This window comes from Burkholderia sp. AU18528 (assembly GCF_002223215.2).
Taxonomy (GTDB): Bacteria; Pseudomonadota; Gammaproteobacteria; order Burkholderiales; family Burkholderiaceae; genus Burkholderia; species Burkholderia semiarida.
The window spans coordinates 1-22,480 of sequence record NZ_NKFC02000004.1; the positions used below are offsets into that span (position 1 = coordinate 1).

The following is a 22,480-nucleotide window of genomic DNA, read 5'->3' on the forward strand; positions in this document are numbered from 1 at the left end:
CCGGAGTGGACGAACCTCTGGTGTACCGGTTGTCACGCCAGTGGCATCGCCGGGTAGCTATGTTCGGAAGAGATAACCGCTGAAAGCATCTAAGCGGGAAACTCGCCTTAAGATGAGATATCCCTGGAGGCTAGACCTCCTTGAAGGGTCGTTCGAGACCAGGACGTTGATAGGTCGGGTGTGTAAGCGCAGTAATGCGTTCAGCTAACCGATACTAATTGCCCGTAAGGCTTGATCCTATAACAAGTCTGTCTCGATGCCCGTTAGCGCTTTAGCGCTTACGGACATCGAGCGTCGAGTGCAAGGCACTCGACGTACGACGGTTGAAGTACCGCGTACGTGTGAGATACAGCTCACAACCCAAATCAAAATTACTGCTTCTTCCAAGATTGGTTCTGTTGGCCATGCCAGCAGAACAACCCCCTTTGCCTGATGACCATAGCGAGTCGGTCCCACCCCTTCCCATCCCGAACAGGACCGTGAAACGACTCTACGCCGATGATAGTGCGGATTCCCGTGTGAAAGTAGGTAATCGTCAGGCTCCCTCAAGCCAAAAACCCCCGCCCGACAAGGCGGGGGTTTTTGCATTTCAGCGATGGAAATGCACGCGGACGGGCAAAGCGTTGCCAAGGTGACCTACCTGAGTGAACTTCCCGTCCGACACATCGATCGCGGCGTCGATTCTCCCAATGGCTGCCATCTCTAGTGATTCAGCCGCATACTGGCCGTATCTCCGATCAAGGTCGCATTTGCTTTGAAGCGCCTCACCGGCAAGCAGTCCAGTGCGGTTGCTTTCCCTCCACCGCACCCGGCACCTCCACTTGGTCTTCGGTCAGATAATCCCCAATCGGTGCGAAATGAACGCGTTATTCAGCGTGTCCACGTAAAATTTGCGAATCCCCATCTCTGCATTCAAGACCATGAACGCCGCCACCCAAGTAGCCCGGGCCGTTTGCCCGCATGATTGTCCGGACACATGCGCAATGCGTGTAACCGTCGAAAATGGCAAGGCGATCAAGGTCACGGGCGATCCCGACCATCCGCCGACGCAGGGCGTGTTGTGTACGAAAGTCAGCCGATACGCGGATCGCGTTCATCATCCCGACCGCCTCACTGTCCCGCTCAAGCGTGTCGGTGCCAAGGGGGAAGGGCGTTTCGTGCCAATCAGCTGGAGCGAGGCGTTCGACGAGATTGGACGTCGACTCGGTGAAATCGCCGCGCGCGCGCCGGAGGCGATCGTGCCATACAGCTATGCGGGAACGATGGGGCTCGTGCAAGGCGAGGGCATCGCGCAGCGCTTTTTTCACAAGCTCGGCGCCTCGCGGCTCGAGCGCACGATCTGCTCGGCAGCCGGCGCAGCGGGGTTGCGATATACGTACGGCGGCAACGTCGGCATGCATCTCGAGTACTTCGAGGAAAGCGAGCTGATTCTGATATGGGGCGCGAATCCGATTGCATCGAGCCTGCACTTCTGGACCCGCGCGCAGGAAGCGAAGCGCCGGGGCGCGCGTCTTGTCGCGATCGACCCGTATCGTTCGCTGACCGCGGAGAAATGCCACCAGCACATCGCATTGAAGCCCGGTACCGATGGCGCGTTTGCGCTCGGCATGATGCATGTGCTGATTACCGAAAACCTGCTCGATCACGGTTACATCGCCGACCATACGCTCGGCTTCGACGCGCTCAAGGCGCGCGCCATGTCCTATCCGCCGGAACGCGTTGCGCAGATCTGCGGCATCGACCCATCGGAACTGATCGATCTTGCGCGTCGCTACGGCGCCACCCGCAAGGCTTCGATCCGCCTCAACTACGGCATGCAGCGCGTTCGCGGCGGCGGCAATGCCGTGCGCGCGATCGCCAGCCTGCCGGCGTTGACCGGGGCATGGCGCGATCGGGCCGGTGGGCTGCTGCTCTCGTCGTCGGAATCCGCACCGGTCAACCAAGCGGCGCTGCTGCGTCCGGATCTGATGCCGGGTTGGCCGCACAAGCTGCCGCGCATCATCAACATGAATGCGATCGGCGACGCGTTGCTGCACCCGGGCGACGCGACATTCGGGCCGAAAGTCGAAGCGGTGATCGTGTACAACTCGAATCCGGTCGCGGTCGCGCCCGATTCGTCGAAGGTCGCCGCAGGCTTCGCACGCGACGATCTGTTCACGGTCGTTCTAGAGCACTTCAAGACAGATACGGCCGATTTCGCCGACATTGTCTTGCCGGCGACCACGCAGCTCGAACATCTGGATGTCCATAAGTCGTACGGCCACACCTACGTGATGGCAAACCTGCCGGCGATTCCGCCGGTGGGCGACGCGCGGCCGAACACGGAGATCTTTCGCGGGATCGCACGCAGTATGGGACTCGACGAGCCCGCGCTCTATCACAGCGACGAAGAGGTCGCGCGCGCGGCGCTTCGCTGGGACGATCCGGCGCTCGACAGCGACTGGGACACGCTGAAGCAGGCCGGCTGGCTGAAGCTCAAGCTGCCGGACGCGCCGTTCGCGAACGGCGGCTTCCGCACGCCTTCGGGAAAGTGCGAGTTCTACAGCCCGCGGCTCGAGCAGATGGGCAAGGACCCCGTCCCCGACTACCTGCCGCCGTTCGAGTCGGCCGAGGCCGCGCCCGAGCTCGCCGCACGCTATCCGCTGGCGATGATTTCGCCGCCGGCCCGCCACTTCCTGAACAGCACGTTCGTGAACGTCGACAGCCTGCGTTCGACGGAAGGCGAGCCGCATCTCGACATGCACCCGTCCGACGCCCGCGCGCGCGGCATCGCGGAGGGCGACGTCGTCCGCATCTTCAATGACCGCGGCTCGATGCAGGCGCTCGCGCGAATTACCGATCGTGCGCGTGCCGGGCTGGTCGTCGGGTTGTCGATCTGGTGGAAGAAGCTGTCGCCGGACGGCAGGAACGCGAACGAAGTGACGAGCCAGGCGCTGACCGATCTGGGCAATTCGGCGACGTTTTACGATTGTCTTGTGGAAGTTGAGCGGATTTGATCGATTATTGCCGTATGATCAGACGATATCGATAGGGAAGTTCGAAGTGGACATCTAACCCTGTTGTCTCGGGGCGGGGGAGCCGTTAGGATGCGTTTTAGCACGACCATTCGAAAATCTGTGAGGAGACGCGCGGTATGGACAAAATTTGGCTGAAATCGTACCCACCCGGCGTTCCAGCCGAAATTGACTCCTCGCCTTATCCGTCTGTCCCTGACCTGCTCGACGAGAGCTTCCGTCAGTATCGGGACCGTACCGCGTTCGTCTGCATGGGCAAGGGCATCACGTACGGCGAACTCGACACGCTGTCGCGCGAGTTCGGTGCGTGGCTGCAATCCCGCGGTCTGGCACGCGGGGCGCGCGTCGCGATCATGATGCCGAACGTGCTGCAATACCCGGTGACGATCGCCGCGGTATTGCGCGCCGGCTATACCGTGGTCAACGTCAATCCGCTCTATACGCCGCGCGAGCTCGAGCATCAACTGAAGGACAGTGGTGCCGAGGCGATCGTCATCCTGGAGAATTTCGCGTCGACGCTGCAGGCCGTCATCGCCAATACGGCCGTCAAGCACGTGGTCGTCGCATCGATGGGCGACCTGCTGGGCATCAAGGGATGGCTCGTCAATTACGTCGTGCGCAACGTGAAGAAGATGGTGCCGGCGTGGCAACTGCCGTCGTTCACGCGCTTCAAGGCCGCGCTGTCCGAAGGCGCGCGGCAGACGTTCAAGCCGCAGAAAATCGGCCCCGACGACGTCGCGTTCCTGCAGTACACGGGTGGTACGACCGGCGTCGCGAAGGGGGCGACGCTGCTGCACCGGAACATCGTGTCGAACGTGCTGCAGGCGGGCGCCTGGCACCATCCGGCTCATGAGAAATTCCCGGACGTGAAACAGTTCGTGACGGTCGTCGCACTGCCGCTGTATCACGTGTTCGCGCTGACCGTCTGCGGTTTCCTGACGATGCGCACGGGCGGCATGGGCATCCTGATTCCGAACCCGCGCGACATCGCCGGCATGATCAAGGAGCTGAAGGGCTACCAGATCTCGACGATTCCGGCCGTCAACACGCTGTACAACGCGCTGCTGAACCATCCCGAATTCGGTCAGCTCGACCTGTCGAAGCTCGTGATCGCCAACGGTGGCGGCATGGCGATCCAGGAAGGCGTGGCGAAGCGCTGGTATGAAAAGACCGGCACCGCGATCATCGAAGGATACGGGTTGTCCGAAACGTCGCCGGTGGCCACCTGCAACCCCGTGACGGCGACCGAATACAGCGGCACGATTGGTCTGCCGCTGCCGTCGACCGAAGTCGCGATCCGCGACGATGCCGGCAACGACGTCCCGCTCGGCGAACCCGGCGAGATCTGCATCCGCGGACCGCAGGTGATGGCCGGCTACTGGAACCGGCCGGATGAGACCGCGAAGGTCATGTTCGCGGACGGCTTCTTCAAGACGGGCGATGTCGGCGTGATGGATGCGCGCGGCTACGTGAAGATCGTCGATCGCAAGAAGGACATGATTCTCGTATCCGGCTTCAACGTGTATCCGAATGAAGTCGAGGACGTGGTGGCGTCGCATCCGGGCGTATTCGAGGTGGCGGCGGTCGGCGTGCCGGACGAGCATTCCGGCGAAGCCGTGAAGCTGTTCGTCGTGAAAAAGGATCCGGCGCTGACCGACAAGGACATCCTCGCCTATTGCAAGGAGCGGCTCACCGGGTACAAGCGGCCGAAGCTGGTCGAGTTCCGCACGGAGCTGCCGAAGACGAACGTCGGCAAGATCCTGCGGCGCGAACTGCGCGACGGACGCGCGTAACGCGCGCAACGATGCGATCGAACGAGAAAGCCCGGCACTTGCCGGGTTTTTTGTCTGTGGGGCGGGCTGGATGACGGAAGCGCGCGCTACGTGCGGGAGACCGCGGCAAGCCTCGCGTTTCGGCCTGACGGTCGGGGGGAAGGGACGGCGCGCCACGACGTACGTCTACCGTCGACCCGCTCGACCCACTGCCGCCGCCCCGCCACCCGCCGGCCTCCCCGCCGCCCCGGAAAAGAAAAAGGCGCCCGAAGGCGCCTTCAATATGCCGCGGCTTGTCAGACAAGCTGATTAGAACTTGTGACGGATACCGACGCGTGCCGCGACCTGATTGCTCGTGCTCGACCCGGCCAGACCGTTGATCGCTGCCGTTGCCTTCAGGACGTTGCCGTTCGAATCGAGCACGTTGCCCGATGCGTGCTGGTACACGCCGATCGCGTAGACGTCGGTGCGCTTCGACAGGAAGTAGTCGACGCCCAGCGAGCCCTGGTGGTACTTGGCCGCCGAGTTGCCGTCGATCTTGCTGCCTTGCGTGTAGTCGTACGCCGCGCCGAGGATCAACGCCGGGGTCAACTGGTACTTGAAGTTGATTTCGCCGTTGTTGAACGTCGCGGTCTGGTTCACGAACGGGCCCGCCGAGAAGCCCTTGAACTTCGTGTTCGAGTACGTCGCACCGATCGTCGCCGCGCCGAACGTGTAGGCACCGCCCGCGCCGATGACCTGGTACGTGTTCGCGTTGTTCGCGTACGCGCCGTAGATCGGCGACGAGACCGACGAAGACGTCGAGCCGTTGTTGAACATGCCGCCGAACTGGTTCGGCGTGCGTGCGTTCAAGTAACCGACGCCCAACACCAACGGGCCGTTGGTGTAGCCGGCGCCGAGCGACCAGACCTGGTTCTTCGAGAACTGGCCCGCCTGACCGCCGAAGCTGTACAGGCCGCCGAACGTGAGGCCGCCGTAGTTCGCGCTCGTGAACTTGACCGCGTTGTTCACGCGATACGCGTTGTTGAAGTTGTCGAGGTCGCCCGGGTGAGCGGCGATGTAGCCGCCCCACTGGTCGCCTGCCTCGAGCGGGCCGACGAAGTCGACGACGGAGTCGTACTGACGACCCAGCGTGACCGTACCGTACGGGCTCGACAGGCCGACGTAAGCCTGACGACCGAACATCAGGCCGCCCTGACCGAGCCTGCCGCTGTTCACGTCGAAACCGTTTTCGAGGGTGAAGATCGCCTTCAGGCCGCCACCGAGATCTTCGGTGCCGCGCAGGCCGAAGCGGCTGCCTTGCATCACGCCGCTGGCGAGGCCGTACAGGTGCTTGCCGCCTGCGTTGTTGTTGAAGAGGAAGCCTTCATCGATGATGCCGTAAAGCGTCACGCTGCTTTGCGCATGGGCAGCGCCAGCGAACGCGCCCAGCGCGACGAGCGCGAGAAGCGACTTTTTCATTAGCGGATCTCCAAGAATCACTGAATTTTTTTGACGGGGCGGATAGTTATGTTCTGTCGACGAGCCCCATCAACTTCGCAAGAAGTCGGACGTAATGTAGCAAAGCCGATTTTTGCCACAAAGCGAAATGCTGCTGCTCAAGGTCGCCATGTTTCCTTTATGCAACAATGGTTAAAATCACGGGTTAACCGCAATTTCCGCTGAATAATCAAGTCGGTTACGCAGCGGACTCGTGCCTTTGCCGCGCGCAGCGGCACCTGCAGCCAGGAGAACAGGATGGTGTTGGATGAACTGATCAGCGAATTCGATCGTGGCCTGCGATCGCTGACCGGCATTAGCCGGATGAGCCGGCCGGTGCCCGTGCCGGCCGATGCGCCGGACGTCGAACTGACGCTCGCCGAGCGCACGCACGCGGCCGGACTGATGCGTGTGAACCACGTCGGCGAGGTCTGCGCGCAGGCGCTCTACCAGGCGCAGAAGCTCACCGCGCGCACGGCGTCGGCGAAGGCGATGTTCGAGGAGGCCGCGCGCGAGGAGGAGGATCACCTCGCGTGGACCGCGCACCGGCTGAAGGAACTCGACTCGCGGCCGAGCCTGCTGAACCCGCTGTGGTATGCCGGCGCGCTCGCGATCGGCGTGGCGGCCGGCACCCTCGGCGACAAGGTCAGCCTCGGCTTCATGGCCGAGACGGAGCGGCAGGTCGAGAGCCATCTCGAAGGTCACATGTCGGAGTTGCCGGCCACCGACGCCGCGTCGCGCGCCATCGTCGACCAGATGCGGATCGACGAAGTGAAGCACGGGAAGGCCGCGACCGACGCCGGCGGGATCGAGCTGCCGCTGCCCGCGCGGATGCTGATGCGTGCCGCGTCGAAAGTCATGACGAGCACCGCGTACTATCTCTGAGATTTGCGCCGGGGCGGCGTGGGACGTCGCCCCGGTTCGCCGCCTCCGGTATCGCCCGCCTACTCCTCGTTTTCCCGCCCCCGAAAGCCCCGTCCGCACGCCCGTCTGGCCCGTCTTTCTCACGTATCACCTTCACAAGTTGCACTAGCTCATTCATTTATAACGGTTTTTGGTATGAGGGGTCGCATGAGCTTGTGCGCGTAAGTCCTTGTTCTAACTAACAAAATTCGTCAAAAAAGCGGGCCGCTCCCTTGACCGTGCCACACCCTTCCACTAAAGTGGGAGACAGTGTGAGAAAGTGTATTTTTGTGTGATTTAGCAGGCTGTTCCGGCTAAATTCTCAGCATTGAGCGGGTGCTTCGGTGCCCTGAACGGGAGAGCGGAAAGTGTTCCAAGGGGCGTCGGCGCTGACGCTCGATGCGAAAGGGCGGATGTCGGTGCCGGCTCGCTATCGCGAAGCGCTGCAAGGACAGGCAGAAGGACGGGTGACTGTGACCAAGCACCCGGACGGCTGCCTGTTGCTGTTTCCGCGCCCCGAATGGGAAGTGTTCCGCGCCAAGATCGCCGCGCTGCCGATGGACGCGCACTGGTGGCGGCGAATTTTTCTCGGCAATGCGATGGATGTCGATCTCGACAGCGCGGGCCGGATTCTCGTATCGCCCGAGCTGCGCATGGCAGCCGGACTGGAAAAGGAAGTCATGTTGTTGGGAATGGGTAGTCACTTCGAGCTGTGGGATTCGCAGACCTACAACGCGAAGGAGCAGGCAGCGATGGCGCAGGGCATGCCCGACGCGCTGAAGAATTTCACGTTCTGATTGCGGTGACGGAGACGCCCGCGATGGGAAATGAATTGCGGCATCGGACGGTGCTGTTGGATGAGGCGGTCGAGTCGCTCGTGACGCGGCCGGACGGCGTGTATGTCGACGGCACGTTCGGGCGCGGCGGTCACAGCCGCGCGGTGCTCGCGCGGCTGGCGGCGGCCGGGCGGCTGATCGCGTTCGACAAGGATCCGAGGGCGATCGAGACGGCGCAGGGCATCGAGGATGCGCGCTTCTCGATCGTGCATGACAGCTTTGCATCGATGCGCGACGCGCTTGCGGCGCGCGGCGTCGAGAAGGTGTCGGGGGTGTTGCTGGACCTGGGCGTGTCCTCGCCGCAGGTGGACGATCCGGCGCGCGGCTTCAGTTTCCGCGCCGATGGTCCGCTGGACATGCGAATGGATCCGACGCGTGGCGAGTCGGCGGCCGAATGGCTCGCGCGGGCTTCGGTGCAGGAATTGACGGAGGTGATACGGGATTATGGGGAAGAACGGTTTGCTTTTCAGATTGCAAAGGCGCTTGTTGCTCGCCGGGCAGAGTCCGACCGTCTTGGGCCTCTCGACACCACGGGCGAGCTTGCCCAAATCGTGGGTCACGTCGTCAAAACCCGTGAGAAGGGCAAGGATCCGGCAACCCGCACCTTTCAGGCTATACGGATTCACGTCAATCAAGAGCTTGCGGACCTGCAAGTCGTACTAGACGCGGCACTGTCGTTGCTGGAGCAAGGGGGGCGGCTGGTGGTCATCAGCTTTCATTCACTCGAGGACCGGATCGTCAAGCGATTCATGCAGGCGCACGCGAGTGCGCCTGCGGTCGATCGTCGCCTGCCGATCCGTGCCGTCGATCTCCCGAGCCCGCCGCTCAAGATCATCAGCCGCCAGTTTCCGAGCGACGCGGAAGTCGCCGCGAATCCGCGCGCCCGCTCGGCCGTGATGCGCATCGCGGAGCGCGTCACACCATGAGCCGCCTCAATATCTTCCTGCTGATCATCGTGATGGGTTGCGCGCTGTCGGTCGTCAACTCGACGAACCAGCAACGCCAGATCTTCATCCAGCTGCAGCGCGCGCAGTCGCAGGAGCGTCAGCTCCAGCAGGACTACGCGCAGCTTCAATATCAGCAGAGCGCGCTGTCGAAGACGTCGCGCATCGAGCAGCTCGCGAACGATTCGCTGAAGATGCAGGCGATCTCGACGGGCCGCACGCAATACCTGACGCTGCCGCCGGGCGCCGCGAAGGCGATCGACGCGCCGATCCCGGCGTCGGCCGACACGGCCGGCAAGGGCAAGGGAGGCACGCGATGAAGCCGTCCCCGAAGCGCCAGAACGTGAAGTTCTCGTCGAGCCCGGTGCTGGGCGTGCATCTGCCGATGTGGCGCTCGAAGCTCGTCGTGTTCCTACTGTTCATGGCGTTCGTCGCGCTGGCCGCGCGGGCGTTCTGGATCCAGGGGCCCGGCAACGCGTTCTATCAGAAGCAGGGCGAAAGCCGCTACCAGCGCACGATCGAACTGCCCGCGACGCGCGGCAAGATCCTCGACCGCAACGGGCTCGTGCTCGCGACGAGCCTGCCCGTGCGCGCGATCTGGGCGATTCCCGACGCGGTGCCGGACGATCTCGACGCCGACAAGATCAACCAGCTCGGCAAGCTCCTCGGCATGACGCCGAAGGAACTGCGCGTGAAGCTGTCGGAAGACAAGGGCTTCGTCTATGTGAAGCGCCAGGTGCCGATCGACGTCGCGGACAAGGTCGCCGCGCTCGACATTCCCGGCATCTATCAGCGCAACGAGTACAAGCGCTTCTACCCGGAAGGCGAGATCACCGCTCACCTGATCGGCTTCACGAACGTCGAGGACGAAGGGCAGGAAGGCGTCGAGCTGGGCGACCAGAAGATGCTGTCCGGCACGTCGGGCATGCGTCGCGTGATCAAGGACCGGATGGGGCACATCGTCGAGGATGTCGCCGAGCAGATCCCGCCGCACAACGGCACCGACGTCGACCTGTCGATCGACAGCAAGATCCAGTACATCGCGTACGCGAACCTGAAGGCCGCCGTCGAGAAGTTCAAGGCGAAGGCCGGCGCGGCGATGGTCGTCGACGTGCGTACCGGCGAAGTGCTCGCGCTCGTCAACTATCCGACGTACAACCCGAACGACCGCTCGCGCATGACCGGCGAGCAGTTGCGCAACCGGATCATGACCGACGTGTTCGAGCCAGGCTCGATCATGAAGCCGTTTACGGTATCGCTCGCGCTCGACTTGCACCGCGTGACGCCGAACACGCTCGTCGAGACGGGCAACGGGCATTTCGTGCTCGACGGCGCGCCGATTACCGATGACGCCGGCTTCGGCACGCTGACGGTCGGCGGCGTGATCCAGAAGTCGAGCAACATCGGCGCGACGAAGATCGCGATGACGATGCGGCCCGAGGAAATGTGGAACATGTATACGAGCATCGGCCTCGGCCAGGCGCCGAAGGTCGGCTTCCCGGGCGCGGTGGCCGGCCGCCTGCGGCCGTGGAAGAGCTGGCGCCGCATCGAGCAGGCGACGATGTCGTACGGCTACGGGCTGTCGGTGTCGCTGTTCCAGCTCGCGCGGGCGTATACGGCGATCGCGCACGACGGCGAGCTGATGCCCGTGACCATTTTCAAGACCGACCCCAACCAGCCGATCGCGGGCACGCAGGTGTTCAACCCGACCACCGCGCGCGAAGTACGCGCGATGCTCGAGACGGTCGTCGCGCCGGGCGGCACGTCGCCGGATGCGGCCGTGCCGGGCTATCGCGTCGGCGGCAAGAGCGGCACCGCGTACAAGCACGAAGGCCACGGCTACACGCGCAAGTACCGCGCGTCGTTCGTCGGGATGGCGCCGATGCCGAACCCGCGCGTCGTGATCGCGGTGTCGGTCGACGAGCCGACGGCCGGCAGCCACTTCGGTGGCCAGGTGTCGGGCCCCGTATTCTCGGCGATCGCCGGCGACACGATGCGCGCGTTGAACGTCCCGCCGAACATGCCGATCAAGCAGCTCGTCGTGTCCGGCGATTCGCCGGATTCCGCCGCCGCAAAAGGCCCGCAAAAGCTGGCTACGGGGGGCGGCGCGAAGCATATGATCGTATCCAGCACGACCCGTAATTCACCAGGAGTTGTTCGATGAGCGCCGCCCGCAGTTCCCATCCGGCGCATCAGCAGATCGCAGCCGCGCTCGCGTGGCTGCGTCAGCATGTGGCCCCCGCGGCGCAACTGCATGCCGACACGCGCAGCCTCGAGGCTGGCGACGTGTTCGTCGCGTATGCGGTCGACGGGGCAGATAACCGCGCTTTCATGGCCGACGCCGTCGCACGCGGCGCGGCCGCCGTGCTGTATCAGCCGGAAGGGCTGGTCGACGCGCCGGCCGTACCCGTCGCGCTCGCGGTGCCGGCGCTCGATCAACTCGCCGGCGAGATCGCCAGCGGCTGGTACGGCGATCCGAGCGACAGCCTGCTCGCGATCGGTGTCACGGGCACGAACGGCAAGACGTCGTGCACGCAATGGATCGCCACCGCACTGACGGCGCTGCGCGAGCCGTGCGCGGTGATCGGCACGCTCGGCACCGGGATGCCCGGCCAGCTCGTGCCGACGGGCTTCACGACGCCCGACGCGCCGCAGCTGCAGCGCAGCCTCGCGCAATTGCGCGACGCGGGCGCGCAGGCCGTGGCGATGGAAGTATCGTCGCACGCGCTGCACCAGGGGCGCGTGAACGGAACGGCGTTCGACATCGCGGTGTTTACGAACCTCACGCAGGATCACCTCGACTATCACGGCACGTTCGATGCGTACGAGGCCGCGAAGGCGAAGCTGTTCGCATGGCGCGGCCTGCGCGCGGCGGTGATCAACCGCGACGACGCGGCAGGCCGCCGCCTGCTCGAGAAACTGGCCGGCCGCGTGCGCACGATCGCGTACGGAATCGGCGACGCACCGGCGCCCGACGCCGATCGCGCGCTGGTCGCGCTCGACGTGCGCGCCACCGCGACGGGTACCGCATTCCGCCTGCGTTCGTCGTGGGGCGACGCGGACGTCGAGGTCGGCACGCTCGGCACGTTCAACGTCAGCAACCTGCTTGCCGTGCTCGGTTCGCTGCTCGCGGCCGACGTGCCGTTCGACGCGGCACTCGCCGAGATCGAGCGGCTCGAGTCGGTCAACGGCCGGATGCAGCGGCTTGGCGGCCGGCTGCAGAACGACGAACCGCTCGTGGTGATCGACTACGCACACACGCCCGATGCGCTCGAAAAGACGCTCGATGCGCTGCGCCCGATCGCCGCGGCGCGCGGTGGCCGGCTGATTTGCATGTTCGGCTGCGGCGGCGATCGCGATGCGACGAAGCGCCCGCTGATGGGCGCGATCGTGGAGCGGCTTGCCGACGAAGCAGTCGTCACGAGCGACAACCCGCGCAGCGAAGATCCGCAGCGCATCATCGATCAGGTCGTCGCGGGCATGACCGCACCCGATCGCGCACGCCGTATCGAGGATCGCGCGAGCGCGATCCTGCAGGCCGTGCGCGGTGCCGCACGCGAGGACGTCGTCGTGCTGGCCGGCAAGGGCCACGAGGCCACGCAGGAAATCATGGGCAAGAAACGCGCATTCTCCGACCAGGACCACGCACGGCTCGCGCTCGCGGCGCGCGCGACGCACGGCAAGGGAGGCGCCGAATGACGATGCTCAGTCTCGGCGAAGCCGCCCGCCTGATTCCCGGCGCCACCATCCACGGCGACGCGGGTGTTACGTTCGATCGCGTGTCGACCGACAGCCGCACGGTCGGTCCGGGCGACCTGTTCGTCGCGCTGAAGGGCGAGCGCTTCGACGCGCACGACTTTCTCGGCGACGTCGCCGCGCGCGGAGCGGCCGCGGCGCTCGTCGCGCACGCGCCGGCGGGCATCGCGATGCCGATGATCGAAGGCGGCGAAACGCGCGCCGCGCTCGGCGCGCTCGCGCATGGCTGGCGCATGCGGTTCCCGCTGCCGCTCGTCGCGGTGACGGGCAGCAACGGCAAGACGACCGTCAAGGAAATGATCGCGTCGATCTTCGCGGCGGCGGTAGGCGCCGACGCGCGGCTCGCGACGGCCGGCAACCTGAACAACGATGTCGGCCTGCCGCTGACGCTGCTGCGCCTGTCGGCCGCGCATCGTCTCGCGGTGATCGAGATCGGCATGAACCACCCGGGCGAAACCGAAGTCCTCGCGCGTCTTACCGCGCCGACGGTGGCGCTCGTCAACAACGCGCAGCGCGAGCACCAGGAATTCATGGCGACGGTCGAAGCCGTCGCGCTCGAACACGCAGCCGTGATCCATGCGCTGCCGCCGGACGGCGTCGCGGTGTTCCCGGCCGACGACGCGTACGCAAGCATCTGGCGCGTCGCGGCGACCGGCAACCGGATCCTCGATTTCGCGCTGCACGACGCCGAACGGCAGAACGACGCGCAGGTCGTCGGTCGCCTGCACGGCGGCGAACTCGCGATCGACACGCCGGCGGGTGCCGTCACGGTGCGGCTGCGCGCGCTCGGCGAACACAACGCGCGCAACGCACTCGCCGCGACGGCCGCTGCGCTCGGCGCCGGCGTCGCGCTGTCGGCGATCCGGCAGGGGCTCGAATCGTTCGAACCGGTCAAGGGCCGGCTGCAGGTGAAGCAGGCGAGCGTCGGCAGCCTCGCCGGCGCGACGGTCGTCGACGATACCTACAACGCGAACCCCGATTCGATGCGCGCCGCGATCGACGTGCTCGCCGCGCATCCGGCGCCGCGCGTGCTGGTGATCGGCGACATGGGCGAGGTCGGCGATGAAGGGCCGGCCTTCCACCGCGAGATCGGCGCGTACGCGCGCGAACGCGGGATCGACGCGCTGTTCGCGCTCGGCGACGCATCACGCGACGCGTGCACGGCCTACGGCGACACCGCACGCCATTTCGGCGACGTCGGCGCGCTCGTGTCGGCGCTGCTCGCGGCCGGTTACGGCGCGCAGGCGACGGTGCTCGTGAAGGGCTCGCGGTACATGAAGATGGAGCGCGTGGTCGACGCGCTGACGAACCAACCCGCGGCGGGCACGGTGCCCGCCGCACACTGAGTAGAAGGAAGGAAGCATGCTGCTGGCGCTGGCGCAATGGCTGCAAGGAGACGCAAGCTTTTTGCGCTTGTTCACGTACCTCACGTTCCGTGCGGTGATGGCCACCATCACCGCGCTCGGGATCGGGCTCGTGTGCGGACCGTGGGTGATCCGCAAGCTGACGCAAATGAAGGTCGGGCAGGCCGTGCGCAAGGACGGCCCGCAGACCCACCTCGTCAAGTCCGGCACGCCGACGATGGGCGGCGTGCTGATCCTGATCGGCATCGCGGTCGCGACGCTGCTGTGGGGCGACCTGACGAACCGTTTCATCTGGATCGTGATGCTCGTCACGTTCGGTTTCGGCGTGATCGGCTGGGTCGACGATTACCGCAAGGTCGTCCACAAGGACCCGCGCGGGATGTCGTCGCGCGAGAAGTATTTCTGGCAGTCGGTGATCGGACTGTTCGCGGCCGTCTATCTCGCGTTCAGCGTGTCCGAGGCGAACAACGTGCGCGTGTTCGACCTGTTCATGGCGTGGGTGAGGAGCGGCCTGTCGATGGGGCTGCCGGCGCGCGCCGACCTGATGCTGCCGTTCCTGAAGTCGATCAGCTACCCGCTCGGCGTGTGGGGCTTCATCGTGCTGACCTACTTCGTGATCGTCGGCGCGAGCAACGCGGTGAACCTCACCGACGGCCTCGACGGCCTCGTGATCATGCCGGTCGTGCTGGTCGGCGCGTCGCTGGGTGTGTTCGCGTACGTGATGGGCAGTGCGGTCTATTCAAAATACCTGCTGTTTCCGCACATCCCCGGCGCGGGCGAACTGCTGATCTTCTGTTCCGCGATGGGCGGAGCCGGGCTCGCGTTCCTTTGGTACAACACGCACCCCGCGCAGGTGTTCATGGGCGACGTCGGCGCGCTGGCGCTGGGCGGCGCGCTCGGCACGGTCGCGGTGATCGTGCGCCAGGAAATCGTGCTGTTCATCATGGGCGGCATCTTCGTCGCGGAAACGCTGTCGGTGATGCTGCAGGTGTCGTGGTTCAAGTACACGAAGAAGCGTTATGGCGAAGGCCGGCGCCTGCTGAAGATGGCGCCGCTGCATCACCATTTCGAATTGTCCGGCTGGAAGGAAACGCAGGTGGTCGTGCGTTTCTGGATCATCACGCTGATGCTGTGCCTGTTCGGTCTGACCACCCTCAAGCTGCGGTAAAGGAAAGGTAACAAGGATGTCTGGCGAGATGTTTGGAGATCGGCAACGGCCGATGGTGCTCGTACTGGGGCTCGGGGAATCGGGTCTCGCGATCGCGCGATGGTGCGCGAGGCACGGGTGCCGGCTGCGTATTGCCGATACCCGCGAGGCGCCGCCGAACCTTGCCGCGCTGCAGGCCGAAGGCATCGACGCGGAATTCGTCGGCGGGGCGTTCACGCCCGCGCTGCTCGACGGCGGCGTCGAGATCGTCGGGCTGAGCCCCGGGCTGTCGCCGCTGGAGCCGGCGCTCGCGGCGCTGGTCGCGGCCGCGAACGAGCGCGGCATCGCGGTATGGGGCGAGCTGGAATTCTTCGCGCAGGCGCTGCGCGCGCTCGGCACGAGCGGCTACCAGCCGAAGGTGCTCGCGATTACCGGCACCAACGGCAAGACCACGACGACGAGCCTCACGGGCCTGCTGTGCCAGCGCTCGGGCAAGAAGGTCGCGGTCGCGGGCAACATCAGCCCGGCGATGCTCGACCGGCTCGCGAGCGCGATCGACGAAACCGCGTTGCCGGACGTCTGGGTGCTCGAACTGTCGAGCTTCCAGCTCGAGACCGCACGCACGTTCGCGCCCGATGCGGCCGCGATCCTCAACATCACGCAGGACCACCTCGACTGGCACGGCAGCTTCGACGCGTACGCGCAGGCAAAGGGCCGGATCTTCGGCGCGACGACGACGCGCGTGCTGAACCGCGACGACGCGGCCGTGATGAAGTTCGCGCCGGCAGCCGGCGCGGCCGACGCGCCGCGCACGGTCACGTTCGGCCTGAACGAGCCGACGCAGGACGGCGACTACGGGCTGTCGCGCGACAACGGCATCGCGTGGCTGGTGGAGGCCGTCGATCGCGACGCGCCGGATGAGGCGACGACCCGCCGGCGCAAGCGCGACGCCGCGCACACGCCCGACATCGCGCAGAAGCGCCTGATGCCGGCCGACGCGCTGCGCATCCGCGGGCTGCACAACGCCGCGAACGCGCTGGCCGCGTTTGCGCTCGCTCGCGCGATCGATCTGCCGGCCGCGCCGCTGCTGCACGCGCTGCGCGAATACCGCGGCGAAGCGCATCGCGTCGAAGTGATCGCGACGATCGACGACGTCGACTACGTCGACGATAGCAAGGGGACGAACGTCGGCGCGACGGTGGCCGCGCTCGACGGGCTCGCGCAGAAGACCGTGCTGATCGCGGGCGGCGACGGCAAGGGGCAGGATTTCGCGCCGCTCGTCGCGCCGGTCGCGCGCTGGTGCCGCGCGGTGATGCTGATCGGCCGCGACGCGCCGGCGCTGCGCGACACGCTCGCCGAAACGGGCGTGCCGCTCGCCGACCACGCGACGCTCGAAGGCGCGGTGCGCGCGGCGGCCGAGCTGGCCGAGCCGGGCGATGCGGTGCTGCTGTCGCCCGCGTGCGCGAGCCTCGACATGTTCAGGAACTACGCCCATCGCGCGGAAGTGTTCCGCGCGGCGGTCGACGCCATCGCCATCGACAAAGGAGCGACGCCATGAGCTGGTCCGATCGCCTCGTCTCCCGTTTCAACGACCGACGCGACACCGGCGGCAACGCCGCGGGCGGCCGCGTCGCATCGGCCACGCGCGCCGCGACGGGCGGCCTCGCCAGCGTCGTCAACGGCGTGCGTCCGACCCGTTCGCGGATGCTCGATTTCGACTATTCGCTGCTGTGGGTCGCGATCGCGCTGCTCGGGCTCGGCGTCGTGATGGTGTATTCGGCGTCGATCGCGATGCCCGATTCGCCAAAATACGCGTCGTATCACGATTACGCGTTCCTGATGCGCCACTGCGTGTCGCTCGGCGTCGCGTTCGGCGCGGCGGTGATCGCGTTCCGCGTGCCGGTGTCGACCTGGGATAAATACGCGCCGCATCTTTTCCTGATCGCGCTCGTCGGCCTCGTGATCGTGCTGATCCCGCACGTCGGCAAGGGCGTGAACGGTGCGCGCCGCTGGATTCCGCTCGGCATCACGAACATGCAGCCGTCGGAAATCATGAAGCTCGCGGTGACGATTTACGCGGCGAACTACACGGTGCGCAAGCAGGAATACATGCAGAGCTTCGCGAAGGGCTTCCTGCCGATGGCGTTCGCGGTCGGTCTCGTCGGCGCGCTGCTGCTGCTCGAGCCCGACATGGGCGCGTTCATGGTGGTCGCCGCGATCGCGATGGGCGTGCTGTTCCTCGGCGGCGTGAACGGCAAGCTGTTCGGCGGCCTCGTCGCGACGGCGGTCGGCACGTTCACGATGCTCGTGTGGCTGTCGCCGTGGCGTCGCGAGCGGATCTTCGCGTATCTCGATCCGTGGGACGAACGCTACGCGCAGGGCAAGGCCTACCAGCTCACGCACTCGCTGATCGCGTTCGGCCGCGGCGAATGGTTCGGCGTCGGTCTCGGCGGTAGCGTCGAGAAGCTGAACTACCTGCCGGAAGCGCATACCGACTTCATCCTCGCGGTGATCGGCGAGGAGCTCGGTTTCATCGGCGTGCTGGTCGTGATTCTGCTGTTCTACTGGATCGTGCGCCGCGCGTTCGAGATCGGCCGCCAGGCGCTCGCGCTCGATCGCACGTTCGCGGGCCTGATGGCGAAGGGCATCGGCATCTGGTTCGGCGCGCAGACGTTCATCAACATGGGCGTGAACCTTGGGCTGCTGCCGACCAAGGGCCTGACGCTGCCGCTCGTGAGCTACGGCGGTTCGGGCATTTTGCTGAACTGCGTCGCGCTCGCGGTGCTGCTGCGGGTCGATTACGAAAATCGCGTACTGATGCGGGGAGGGAAGGTATGACCTCCCCGCGTCAGTACGCGATTTCGGTGAAGGCTAACTTCGTGCGCGAAGCGCGCGAAGTCAAGCGAAGCGGCCGTAGCCAAAACATGCGTTCATTCTTGCTGATGCGGGGAGGGAAGGTATGACCGCGTCGCAACGCACGCTGATGGTGATGGCAGGCGGCACCGGGGGCCACGTGTTCCCGGGGCTCGCGGTCGCGCACCGGATGGAAGCGGCGGGCTGGCGCGTCGTATGGCTCGGCAATCCGGCCGGGATGGAAGCGACGCTCGTGCCGAAGCACGGCATTCCGATGGAGTACGTGCGGTTCGGCGGGCTGCGCGGCAAGGGCCTGATGACCAAGCTGACGCTGCCGGTCAACCTGCTGCGCGCATGCTGGCAGAGCCTCGGCGCGCTGCGCCGCGTGCGGCCGGACGTCGTGCTCGGGATGGGCGGCTACATCACGTTCCCGGCGGGCGTGATGACCGCGCTGTCGGGGCGTCCGCTCGTGCTGCATGAACAGAATTCGATCGCGGGCCTGACGAACAAGGTGCTCGCGAAACTCGCGAAGCGCGTGCTCGTCGCGTTCCCCGGCGCGCTGCCGCACGCGGAATGGACGGGCAACCCGATTCGCGCGGAACTTGCGCACACCGAGCCGCCCCAGGCGCGCTATGCGTCGCGCAGCGGCCCGCTGAACGTGCTGGTCGTCGGCGGCAGCCTCGGGGCGGCCGCGCTGAACGAAGTCGTGCCGCGCGCGCTGGCGCTGCTGGCGCCGGGCGAGCGCCCGCGCGTCGTGCACCAGGCCGGCGTGAAGCACATCGATGCATTGAAGGCGAATTACGAAGCGGCCGGTTTCGCGGCCGGCGAAGACGTGCGGCTCGTGCCGTTCATCGACGACATGGCGGCCGCGTATGCGGCGGCGGATCTGGTGATCTGCCGGTCGGGCGCGATGACGGTGTCGGAGATCGCGGCGGTGGGCGTGGCGGCGCTATTCGTGCCGTTCCCGTACGCGGTCGACGATCACCAGACGACCAACGCCGCGTTCCTCGCCGATGCGGGCGCGGCCGTGCTGGTGCAACAACGCGACCTGTCGGCGGAACTGCTCGCCGACTGGCTGCGCGGCCAGTCGCGGGCATCGCTCGCGGAGATGGCGGAACGTTCGCGCTCGCTCGCGAAGCCCGAGGCCACCGACGAAGTCGCGCGTGTGTGCGCGAAGGCGGCCGGCGCGAACCTGGAACAACTGCAATGAAACACATCGTCAAACACATTCATTTCGTCGGGATCGGCGGCGCGGGCATGAGCGGCATCGCCGAAGTGCTCGTCAACCTCGGCTACGCGGTCAGCGGCTCGGACCTGTCGCGCAACGCGGTGACCGATCGCCTCGCGGCGCTGGGCGCGCGGATCGCGATCGGCCACGACGCGGCGAACATCGAGGGCGCGAACGCGGTCGTCGTGTCGACGGCCGTGCGTTCGGACAATCCGGAAGTGCTGGCCGCTCGCCACCAGGGCGTGCCGATCGTGCAGCGCGCGGTGATGCTGGCGGAGCTGATGCGCCTGAAGCAGGGCATCGCGATCGCCGGCACGCACGGCAAGACCACGACGACGAGCCTCGTCGCGAGCGTGCTCGCGGCGGGCGGGCTGGACCCGACGTTCGTGATCGGCGGCCGGCTGATCAGCGCCGGCGCGAATGCACGGCTCGGCACGGGCGATTTCATCGTCGCCGAGGCCGACGAGTCGGACGCGTCGTTCCTGAACCTGTATCCGGTGATCGAAGTCATCACGAACATCGACGCCGACCACATGGACACCTACGGCCACGATTTCGCGCGGCTCAAGCAGGCGTTCATCGAATTCACGCAGCGCCTGCCGTTCTACGGCAGCGCGGTGGTGTGCGTCGACGATCCGAACGTGCGGCAGATCATTCCGTTCATTTCGAAGCCGGTCGTGCGCTACGGCCTGTCGCCGGACGCGCAGGTGCGCGCGGAGGACATCGACGCGCGCGACGGCCGGATGCATTTCAACGTGATCCGTGAAGGTCGCGCGCCGCTCGCGGTGGTGCTGAACATGCCCGGCCTGCACAATGTGCAGAACGCACTCGCGGCGATCGCGATCGCGACCGATCTCGGCGTGTCGGACGACGCGATCCAGCTGGCGCTGGCGGAATTCAACGGCGTCGGCCGGCGCTTCCAGCGTTACGGCGAAGTGCCGAGCGCGGACGGCGGCCAGTACACGCTGATCGACGACTACGGTCATCACCCGGTCGAGATGGCCGCGACGATCGCGGCCGCGCGCGGTGCGTTCCCGGGCCGCCGCCTCGTGCTGGCGTTCCAGCCGCACCGCTACACGCGCACGCGCGACTGCTTCGACGATTTCGTCAACGTGCTGTCGACGGTCGATGCGCTGGTGCTGACGGAAGTCTACGCTGCCGGCGAGGCCGCGATCCCGACAGCCAGCGGCGACGCGCTGTCGCGTGCGCTGCGCGCGGCGGGCAAGGTCGACCCGGTGTTCGTCGCGACGGTCGACGACGTGCCGGACGCATTGGCGAAAGTCGCGCAGAACGGCGACGTGGTGATCACGATGGGCGCGGGTTCGATCGGCGGCGTGCCGGCGAAGCTCGTGCAACACACTGAACAGAAGGCATGACATGAAACGACTCCCACGCTTACTTCGTTCGCTGCCCCCCGCGGGGGCGGTCAGCCTCCTTGGGGCGGCCCGGCGGAGGTCGGCATGAGCGGAATCGATCCGAAACGCTTCGGCAAGGTGGCGGTGTTGTTCGGCGGCGAATCCGCCGAGCGCGAGGTGTCGCTCACCTCGGGCCGCCTCGTGCTGCAGGGCCTGCGTGACGCGGGCGTCGACGCGCATCCGTTCGACCCGGCCGAGCGGCCGCTGTCGGCGCTGAAGGACGAAGGCTTCGTGCGCGCGTTCAACGCGCTGCACGGCGGCTACGGCGAGAACGGCCAGATCCAGGGCGCGCTCGATTTCTACGGGATCCGCTACACGGGCAGCGGCGTGCTCGGGTCGGCGCTCGGCCTCGACAAGTTCCGCACGAAGCTCGTGTGGCAGCAGACGGGCGTGCCGACGCCGCCGTTCGAGACGGTGATGCGCGGCGACGATCTGGCCGCGCGCGCGACCGACATTGTCGCGAAGCTCGGCCTGCCGCTGTTCGTGAAGCCGGCGAGCGAAGGCTCGAGCGTCGCGGTGCTGAAGGTGAAGACGGCCGACGCGCTGCCGGCCGCGCTCGCGGAAGCCGCGACGCACGACAAGATCGTGATCGTGGAGAAGAGCATCGAAGGCGGCGGCGAATACACCGCGTGCATCGCCGGCGATCTCGACCTGCCGCTGATCAAGATCGTGCCGGCGGGCGAGTTCTACGACTACCACGCGAAGTACGTCGCCGACGATACGCAGTACCTGATCCCGTGCGGCCTGCCGGCGCAACAGGAGGCGGAACTGAAGCGCATCGCGCGCCGCGCGTTCGACGTGCTCGGCTGCACCGACTGGGGCCGTGCGGATTTCATGCTCGACGCGGCCGGCAACGCGTATTTCCTGGAAGTGAACACGGCCCCCGGGATGACCGACCACTCGCTGCCGCCGAAGGCCGCGCGCGCGGTCGGCATCGGCTATTCGGAGCTGGTCGTGAAGGTGTTGTCGCTCACGCTCAACGACTGACGCAGGAACGGAACGACGTATGTGGAACAACGTTCGCCAACTCAACCTTGCCGCCAGCGCGCTGTACGCGCTGCTGCTGCTCGTGTTGGCGGCGGCCGGCTGCTACTGGCTGATCCAGCGCCCGACGTTCGCGCTGCGGGAAATCCGGATCGACGGCGACACCGAGCACATCAACTCGCCGACGGTGCGCGCGGGCGTGGTCGGCCGGCTGAAGGGCAATTTCTTCACGGTCGATCTCGATGCGGCGCGTGCCGCGTTCGAGCAGATGCCGTGGGTGCGTCACGCGAGCGTGCGCCGGGTGTGGCCGAATGCGCTGGCTGTCACGCTCGAGGAGTACAAGCCGCTTGGGACCTGGGGCAGCGATCAGCTGGTGAGCGTCGACGGCGAGCTGTTCACCGCGAACCAGGGCGAGCTGGAGCAGGAACTGCCGGCGTTCGACGGCCCGGAAGGCAGTGCGAAGGAAGTCGTCACGCGGTATCGCGACTTCGGGAAATGGTTTGCGCCGCTGAAGGCGGCGCCGGAAGAAGTGACGCTGTCGGCGCGGTACGCGTGGACGGTGAAGCTGTCGAACGGCATGCAGGTCGAGCTGGGCAAGGAACGCAACAGCGACACGCTGCATGACCGGAGCCAGCGCCTGGTGGCCGCGTGGCCGGCCGTCACGGAGCGTTGGGGCAACGACATCGAGTACGCGGATCTGCGTTATCCGAACGGATTCGCGATTCGCGCGGCAGGCATGCGGTTCCTGACCGATACCGACAAGCGCAAGAAGTAACGAGAGATCA

Annotated in this window: 17 protein-coding genes and 2 rRNA genes; 18 read left to right on the forward strand and 1 reads right to left on the reverse strand. The window is 66.1% G+C overall.

Going from position 1 to position 22,480, the window contains the following annotated elements; all coding sequences use genetic code 11:
• The 4 genes from CFB52_RS02515 to CFB52_RS02535 form a co-directional block, all read left to right on the forward strand.
• Positions 1-239, forward strand: a 23S ribosomal RNA gene (locus CFB52_RS02515); the annotation flags it as partial.
• Positions 240-428: 189 nt separating this feature from the next.
• A 5S ribosomal RNA gene (gene rrf, locus CFB52_RS02525) occupies positions 429-541 on the forward strand.
• A 379-nt stretch (positions 542-920) separates the two neighbouring features.
• Positions 921-2,996: a molybdopterin-dependent oxidoreductase gene (locus CFB52_RS02530; RefSeq protein WP_099316043.1), complete on the forward strand. Its 2,076-nt coding sequence runs from the start codon at positions 921-923 to the stop codon at positions 2,994-2,996.
• Positions 2,997-3,133: 137 nt separating this feature from the next.
• Positions 3,134-4,807 (forward strand): long-chain fatty acid--CoA ligase, encoded by a 1,674-nt coding sequence (locus tag CFB52_RS02535; protein WP_059580818.1) that lies wholly within the window; start codon positions 3,134-3,136, stop codon positions 4,805-4,807.
• Between the two features lie 288 nt (positions 4,808-5,095).
• Here the strand turns inward: CFB52_RS02535 and CFB52_RS02545 are convergent, their stop codons facing one another.
• Positions 5,096-6,247 carry a porin gene (locus CFB52_RS02545; protein ID WP_099316045.1) on the reverse strand — a complete coding sequence of 384 codons (1,152 nt, stop codon included), beginning with the start codon at positions 6,245-6,247 and terminating at the stop codon, positions 5,096-5,098.
• A gap of 276 nt (positions 6,248-6,523) precedes the next feature.
• On the opposite strand from CFB52_RS02545, the gene coq7 reads away from it, so the two are divergent.
• The 14 genes from coq7 (at position 6,524) to CFB52_RS02615 (ending at position 22,470) form a co-directional block, all read left to right on the forward strand.
• Positions 6,524-7,150: a 2-polyprenyl-3-methyl-6-methoxy-1,4-benzoquinone monooxygenase gene (gene coq7 / locus CFB52_RS02550; protein WP_059580823.1), complete on the forward strand. Its 627-nt coding sequence runs from the start codon at positions 6,524-6,526 to the stop codon at positions 7,148-7,150.
• Positions 7,151-7,536: 386 nt separating this feature from the next.
• The gene (gene mraZ / locus CFB52_RS02555; protein WP_006487094.1) at positions 7,537-7,965 is read left to right on the forward strand and encodes a division/cell wall cluster transcriptional repressor MraZ; all 429 of its coding nucleotides are present in this window, start codon (positions 7,537-7,539) and stop codon (positions 7,963-7,965) included.
• 23 nt (positions 7,966-7,988) lie between these two features.
• Positions 7,989-8,930 (forward strand): 16S rRNA (cytosine(1402)-N(4))-methyltransferase RsmH, encoded by a 942-nt coding sequence (rsmH, locus tag CFB52_RS02560; protein ID WP_059581194.1) that lies wholly within the window; start codon positions 7,989-7,991, stop codon positions 8,928-8,930.
• Complete coding sequence (ftsL, locus tag CFB52_RS02565) at positions 8,927-9,268, forward strand: cell division protein FtsL (RefSeq protein WP_099316046.1); 342 nt, start codon at positions 8,927-8,929, stop codon at positions 9,266-9,268. Before rsmH ends, ftsL begins: the two co-directional genes overlap by 4 nt.
• Positions 9,265-11,112 (forward strand): penicillin-binding protein 2, encoded by a 1,848-nt coding sequence (locus CFB52_RS02570; RefSeq protein ID WP_059580829.1) that lies wholly within the window; start codon positions 9,265-9,267, stop codon positions 11,110-11,112. Before ftsL ends, CFB52_RS02570 begins: the two co-directional genes overlap by 4 nt.
• Positions 11,109-12,647 carry a UDP-N-acetylmuramoyl-L-alanyl-D-glutamate--2,6-diaminopimelate ligase gene (locus tag CFB52_RS02575; RefSeq protein ID WP_059580831.1) on the forward strand — a complete coding sequence of 513 codons (1,539 nt, stop codon included), beginning with the start codon at positions 11,109-11,111 and terminating at the stop codon, positions 12,645-12,647. The genes CFB52_RS02570 and CFB52_RS02575 overlap by 4 nt, the downstream gene beginning before the upstream one ends.
• A complete protein-coding gene (murF, locus tag CFB52_RS02580; RefSeq protein ID WP_099316047.1) occupies positions 12,644-14,050 on the forward strand; it encodes a UDP-N-acetylmuramoyl-tripeptide--D-alanyl-D-alanine ligase in 1,407 nt (468 codons plus the stop codon). The genes CFB52_RS02575 and murF overlap by 4 nt, the downstream gene beginning before the upstream one ends.
• A 16-nt stretch (positions 14,051-14,066) precedes the next feature.
• Positions 14,067-15,236 carry a phospho-N-acetylmuramoyl-pentapeptide-transferase gene (gene mraY / locus CFB52_RS02585; RefSeq protein WP_006477019.1) on the forward strand — a complete coding sequence of 390 codons (1,170 nt, stop codon included), beginning with the start codon at positions 14,067-14,069 and terminating at the stop codon, positions 15,234-15,236.
• Positions 15,237-15,264: 28 nt separating this feature from the next.
• On the forward strand, positions 15,265-16,773 hold the full coding sequence (gene murD / locus CFB52_RS02590; RefSeq protein WP_099316048.1) for a UDP-N-acetylmuramoyl-L-alanine--D-glutamate ligase: 1,509 nt from the start codon (positions 15,265-15,267) through the stop codon (positions 16,771-16,773).
• Positions 16,770-18,053 carry a putative lipid II flippase FtsW gene (ftsW, locus tag CFB52_RS02595; RefSeq protein WP_059580840.1) on the forward strand — a complete coding sequence of 428 codons (1,284 nt, stop codon included), beginning with the start codon at positions 16,770-16,772 and terminating at the stop codon, positions 18,051-18,053. The genes murD and ftsW overlap by 4 nt, the downstream gene beginning before the upstream one ends.
• Positions 18,054-18,174: 121 nt before the next feature.
• Positions 18,175-19,278 carry an undecaprenyldiphospho-muramoylpentapeptide beta-N-acetylglucosaminyltransferase gene (murG, locus tag CFB52_RS02600; protein ID WP_099316049.1) on the forward strand — a complete coding sequence of 368 codons (1,104 nt, stop codon included), beginning with the start codon at positions 18,175-18,177 and terminating at the stop codon, positions 19,276-19,278.
• Positions 19,275-20,672, forward strand: a complete 1,398-nt coding sequence (gene murC / locus CFB52_RS02605) for a UDP-N-acetylmuramate--L-alanine ligase (RefSeq protein ID WP_059580845.1) — start codon at positions 19,275-19,277, stop codon at positions 20,670-20,672. The genes murG and murC overlap by 4 nt, the downstream gene beginning before the upstream one ends.
• Before the next feature lie 84 nt (positions 20,673-20,756).
• On the forward strand, positions 20,757-21,698 hold the full coding sequence (locus CFB52_RS02610; protein WP_034206326.1) for a D-alanine--D-alanine ligase: 942 nt from the start codon (positions 20,757-20,759) through the stop codon (positions 21,696-21,698).
• A gap of 19 nt (positions 21,699-21,717) precedes the next feature.
• A complete protein-coding gene (locus CFB52_RS02615) occupies positions 21,718-22,470 on the forward strand; it encodes a cell division protein FtsQ/DivIB (protein ID WP_034186356.1) in 753 nt (250 codons plus the stop codon).
• Positions 22,471-22,480: the final 10 nt, after the last annotated feature.

Coding starts and splice junctions, on each gene's coding strand:
- CFB52_RS02530 (WP_099316043.1), top strand. CDS start 921: ATGAACGCCGCCACCCAAGTAGCCCGGGCCGTTTGCCCGCATGATTGT.
- CFB52_RS02535 (WP_059580818.1), top strand. CDS start 3,134: ATGGACAAAATTTGGCTGAAATCGTACCCACCCGGCGTTCCAGCCGAA.
- CFB52_RS02545 (WP_099316045.1), bottom strand. CDS start 6,247: ATGAAAAAGTCGCTTCTCGCGCTCGTCGCGCTGGGCGCGTTCGCTGGC.
- coq7 (WP_059580823.1), top strand. CDS start 6,524: ATGGTGTTGGATGAACTGATCAGCGAATTCGATCGTGGCCTGCGATCG.
- rsmH (WP_059581194.1), top strand. CDS start 7,989: ATGGGAAATGAATTGCGGCATCGGACGGTGCTGTTGGATGAGGCGGTC.
- ftsL (WP_099316046.1), top strand. CDS start 8,927: ATGAGCCGCCTCAATATCTTCCTGCTGATCATCGTGATGGGTTGCGCG.
- CFB52_RS02570 (WP_059580829.1), top strand. CDS start 9,265: ATGAAGCCGTCCCCGAAGCGCCAGAACGTGAAGTTCTCGTCGAGCCCG.
- CFB52_RS02575 (WP_059580831.1), top strand. CDS start 11,109: ATGAGCGCCGCCCGCAGTTCCCATCCGGCGCATCAGCAGATCGCAGCC.
- murF (WP_099316047.1), top strand. CDS start 12,644: ATGACGATGCTCAGTCTCGGCGAAGCCGCCCGCCTGATTCCCGGCGCC.
- mraY (WP_006477019.1), top strand. CDS start 14,067: ATGCTGCTGGCGCTGGCGCAATGGCTGCAAGGAGACGCAAGCTTTTTG.
- murD (WP_099316048.1), top strand. CDS start 15,265: ATGTTTGGAGATCGGCAACGGCCGATGGTGCTCGTACTGGGGCTCGGG.
- ftsW (WP_059580840.1), top strand. CDS start 16,770: ATGAGCTGGTCCGATCGCCTCGTCTCCCGTTTCAACGACCGACGCGAC.
- murG (WP_099316049.1), top strand. CDS start 18,175: ATGACCGCGTCGCAACGCACGCTGATGGTGATGGCAGGCGGCACCGGG.
- murC (WP_059580845.1), top strand. CDS start 19,275: ATGAAACACATCGTCAAACACATTCATTTCGTCGGGATCGGCGGCGCG.
- CFB52_RS02610 (WP_034206326.1), top strand. CDS start 20,757: ATGAGCGGAATCGATCCGAAACGCTTCGGCAAGGTGGCGGTGTTGTTC.
- CFB52_RS02615 (WP_034186356.1), top strand. CDS start 21,718: ATGTGGAACAACGTTCGCCAACTCAACCTTGCCGCCAGCGCGCTGTAC.